The organism is Bacteroidales bacterium (genome assembly GCA_018334875.1).
GTDB lineage: Bacteria > Bacteroidota > Bacteroidia > Bacteroidales > UBA12077 > JAGXLC01.
This window is the reverse complement of record JAGXLC010000358.1, coordinates 1-4,155: the sequence shown is the minus strand read 5'-3', so window position 1 is coordinate 4,155 and position 4,155 is coordinate 1. Positions and strand designations below refer to the sequence as shown.

General features: G+C 44.5%; 3 protein-coding genes. 1 reads left to right on the top strand and 2 read right to left on the bottom strand.

Annotated elements, in window-relative coordinates:
* Nucleotides 1-90: 90 nt before the first annotated feature.
* Complete coding sequence (locus tag KGY70_18005) at nucleotides 91-1,992, top strand: DUF4914 family protein (GenBank protein ID MBS3777096.1); 1,902 nt, start codon at nucleotides 91-93, stop codon at nucleotides 1,990-1,992.
* A gap of 52 nt (nucleotides 1,993-2,044) precedes the next feature.
* Here the strand turns inward: KGY70_18005 and KGY70_18000 are convergent, their stop codons facing one another.
* A complete protein-coding gene (locus tag KGY70_18000; GenBank protein MBS3777095.1) occupies nucleotides 2,045-3,034 on the bottom strand; it encodes a DUF1080 domain-containing protein in 990 nt (329 codons plus the stop codon).
* Between the two features lie 128 nt (nucleotides 3,035-3,162).
* Nucleotides 3,163-4,155, bottom strand: a 993-nt coding sequence (locus tag KGY70_17995) for a hypothetical protein (protein MBS3777094.1), incomplete at its 5' end; no start/stop codon positions are given.

Sequence of the window (4,155 nt, the reverse complement as noted above, 5' to 3'; positions counted from 1 at the left end):
ATTAAAAAATAAGGTGCACATCTGTGAGAATATTTTGGAAGCTTCTGATTTTATTTTTTATTTTATCCCGATAAAAATAAAATCATATATATGGAAGATTTACTGAAAAAACTCGAAAAGAAGCGCATTGCTTTGCCTGATGATGTTCAGATTGTGCTTGATGGTTGTAAATCGTTTACAACATTTGACACGGTCAAACAATTGGCTCATGCCGCTATTGGAGGCGGCAACAGCAGTTACGAGGTGAAATATGAAATCCCGGGTAAAGGTGAATTTACCGAGGCAATCGTCCATAGAGTTTCCAATGGCATTTCGGCAAATTATACAGAGGCGTATATGCGGCGCAGGGATCCGGACAGCATGAGTATTGCAGATGATTTACCCAGCGACAAAGAACGATTTGCCGATAGGTTTGGGTTTAACTTCGATACATTGCGTAAAGACACTATAAAATGGCTTCAATCTCAGGATTTGGCGGTATTCTTTTTTATTTCGGGAAGCGACGACATTGGCTCGGGCGGTATTGCTGTTGCACCTGCCAATGCAGGCTTTTTTGCTATGGGCCTTGCCATGCTTCAGGGGATCATACCAGTAGAAGAACTGCCTGAAGATCTTTTAATAGAAACTGCTGTTCTCGTTGCTCCTACTTTCCGACACACCCATTTCAACGGGAAACAAGTAGTAGCGCATAATAGGTCGGATAATTTACACGAAATCTTTTCCTATAACCTTTATCCGGGTCCAAGTGCTAAAAAAGGTGTTTATGGGGCATTATTAACCAAAGGCGAAAAAGAAGGATGGGTAACGGCCCATTGTTCTACTGTTCAGGTCGTAAGTCCCTACGATAACATCACCACTTTTATGCATGAAGGCGCAAGTGGGGGAGGCAAGAGTGAAATGCTCCAAAATATTGTAAGAGAAGAAAATGGAGAGGTATTTGTAGGAGGAAATACTGTAACCGGTGAAAAAAATTTCATCAACATTCCTTTGTTCTGTTCTTTTAATCCTGTTACGGATGATATGGCTTTATGTCATCCATCAATTCAGAATAAAAATGGTAAATTAACTGTTGTAGATGCTGAAAATGCATGGTTCATAAGGGTTGATGGTATCCAGGATTATGGAGACGACCCGTTTCTTGAGAAACTTACCATCAAGCCAAAAGAACCATTGTTGTTCCTGAACATTAAAACGAATCCGGACTGTACCGCATTGATTTGGGACCATACAGAAGACAGTCCGGGAAAAAGATGCCCCAACCCAAGAGTAGTTGTTCCACGAAATATTGTGCCCAATATTGTTAATCAACCAGCAACTGTAGATATTCGAAGTTTTGGTGTACGCACTCCGCCTTGTACAAAAGAAAATCCAACCTACGGAATTATTGGATTGTTTCATATTTTACCTCCGGCTCTGGCCTGGCTATGGAGGCTTGTATCTCCACGTGGACATGCAAATCCCAGTATTGTTGAGGGTGGTAAAATGGGGAGTGAAGGCGTAGGCTCTTATTGGCCGTTTGCCACGGGGAAAATGGTAAACCATGCGAATTTATTGCTGGAACAAATTATGGAGACCCCCCGGATGCGCTACACCCTTGTCCCCAATCAGCACATTGGAGCATGGGAGGTGGGATTTAAACCTCAATTGTTGATGCGTGAGTATTTGACCCGAAGAGGCAATGCAAAGCTTCGGAGCAACCAATATCAAGCTGCGCGCTGCCAATTACTGGGTTTTGAACTGAATTATCTTACCATTGAAGGGGCAAAAATACCTACAAGGCTTCTTCAGGTTCACAGGCAAGATGAAGTAACAACATCGGGTTATGATGCCGGGGCTGAAATGCTGTTTGATTTTTTCAAATCCGAATTACAGAAGTATTTAACCCCCGAATTATCTGCTACAGGAAGAAAGATCATTGAGACTTGTTTATCGGGAGCACCTGTTGAGGATTATCTGGACATCATATCGATGGATTACCAGTATTCATTCTAACCCGAATTATTCAAGAATAATTCGGGTTAGAGCCATATTTCCGTAGGCTGCCTCAGTTGACCGCCGGTGTGATGACGACTTTCCGGAATTCAACGGGGCCATGGTCACCCTGTAGCATGATGGGTCCGGGCTTTCCCTCGTTACTGTCCAGCGAACCTCCTGTTATTCCGGGTATCGGGCGGTTAGAAATAACTTCAATACCGTTGTGTACAATGGTTACATGCCGTCCGACCAGCGTGATTTCATAGGTTTGCCATTCACCCGGTTTTTTGGCCGCGTTGACTGCAGGCTCAATGAATCCGTAAATGCCTCCGATACTCACCTCATCAACATCTTCTCCGTAATGATCTTGAATCTGAACTTCATGACGTCCACGCAGATAGATCCCGCTGTTGCTTCCTTCCGGATACCTGAATTCTACGCTGAGCTTGAAATCATCAAATTTTTCCTTTGTAACCAGATTTCCTCCGGCCTCTTTATTTACAAGGACCCCGTCCTCCATCCGGAACTCGTTGTTTTCCGGGATGATCCATCGTGACAGGTTCTTATCCAGCAGGTTTTTAGGGTTTCCCCATACCGGGGGTTCCTCTCTGGAGAGGTCCGGTTGCCGGACGCCGGTCCAGTGAAGTTTATGACCGTCAAGTACCTGGTATCCGGTCAACTTATCATCCTCCAGCGTGAATTCAAAATAGATATCATCAATATCCATCCACTGCGGTGGAATGGTAAAATGATATTTATCCTCCTCCTCGGAATAGTGAATCTCTGATATCGGACGGGCGCTTCCTTCATATCCTACATAGTAACCGACAAGGGTGGAGAATCCGGACTTTTTCACTTCAAGCCATCCCGGAAATCCCTCATCAGCCATCAAACCATGCCGAAAAAGACCGAGTTCCTCTTTTTCCTCATCTTCGATGGTTATGGTAAGATCCCATCTTCCTAACAATTCCGAATGATCCTGGGAAGATTGTGCCAATGGGGAGGCGTGAATAATAAAAGTTAAAGCCAATACCAACAGTGTGTTTCTGAATATTTTCATAATGATTAAAGTTATTAGATTTACAATGATACAATGTCTGTGTAATGAACAGAGCTAAATAATTATGAAGGCCAATATACATAAAATCGCTCATTGGACAAAATTTTTTTGCTCCAGCAATACACATGTTATTCTATTTCCTCTTTTGTGAGCACTGCGATGTAATGACCCAAGCCGGGCGTTTCAAGAGTTACCGTTTGCTCTCCTTTTATTATGGATTGAGATTTCCAGTTCGATCCGGAAATATCCAGCCATTTTATCCGGAATTGATCTTGATCATCAGGGAGGTTCAGGTTCACGGTGCCCCCATTGGTAAAATAAACAGCATATGCTTTCCCGGGAATCCGGGTTAAATAGGCTTCATTTTCTTCCCGCCCGGACAGCAGCTTATGATCCGTATCCGGCTTGGCGTCAAAAATGTTGAATTCTTTCAGGAACATGCGTGCACTTCGGATCTGGGTTTTCGCTGTTTCATTCAGTCCGATCCCGGCGTTGGGTCGGTGGAAACGGGCCGATGTTGCACCGCCAATGATCCAGCGCCAGAACTTTTCCACGGCATCCCGTTCGGAACCTCCATGGCTGTCGGCACTCGAACCATATATTTTCACGCTGTTGATGGGCCGTGGCCGGTCACTCAGATAATCCCTGACCCATTGAAAATTGTTCCAGTGCGTTTCGCCAGTCTGGTGATTGTTCTGGGAAATATCCACAAATTCAAACCTTTCGGGATGATCGAATGTACGCCTGTGTTGAGGATCCTTTAGATCCCACTCGTCCCACATCTCAGTGACATTGACTGATACATCTTCCTTATCAGCCCGCTGCCTGATGAACCGCGCCCAGTAGACCGACCAGGCCTCCTCCCCCGAAGTCTCATTATCGATGCAAAACAGCACATTGGGATATTTCAGTGCATGATCCAGCATCTTGTTCACGAAAAGCTGCTGATATTTCAGCACGGTTTGATTGTCCGACTGCTGTGGGGTAGTAAAAAAGAACGGCTGCACATTGGCTCCGGGATGTTTGGGGTATTCAGGCTTGAAACCCGATTCTTCGTAGGAATAGTTCACATTGTTCTTTGGATTGTAGGGATGAGGTATCCAGTTGGCCCGGGAATAATC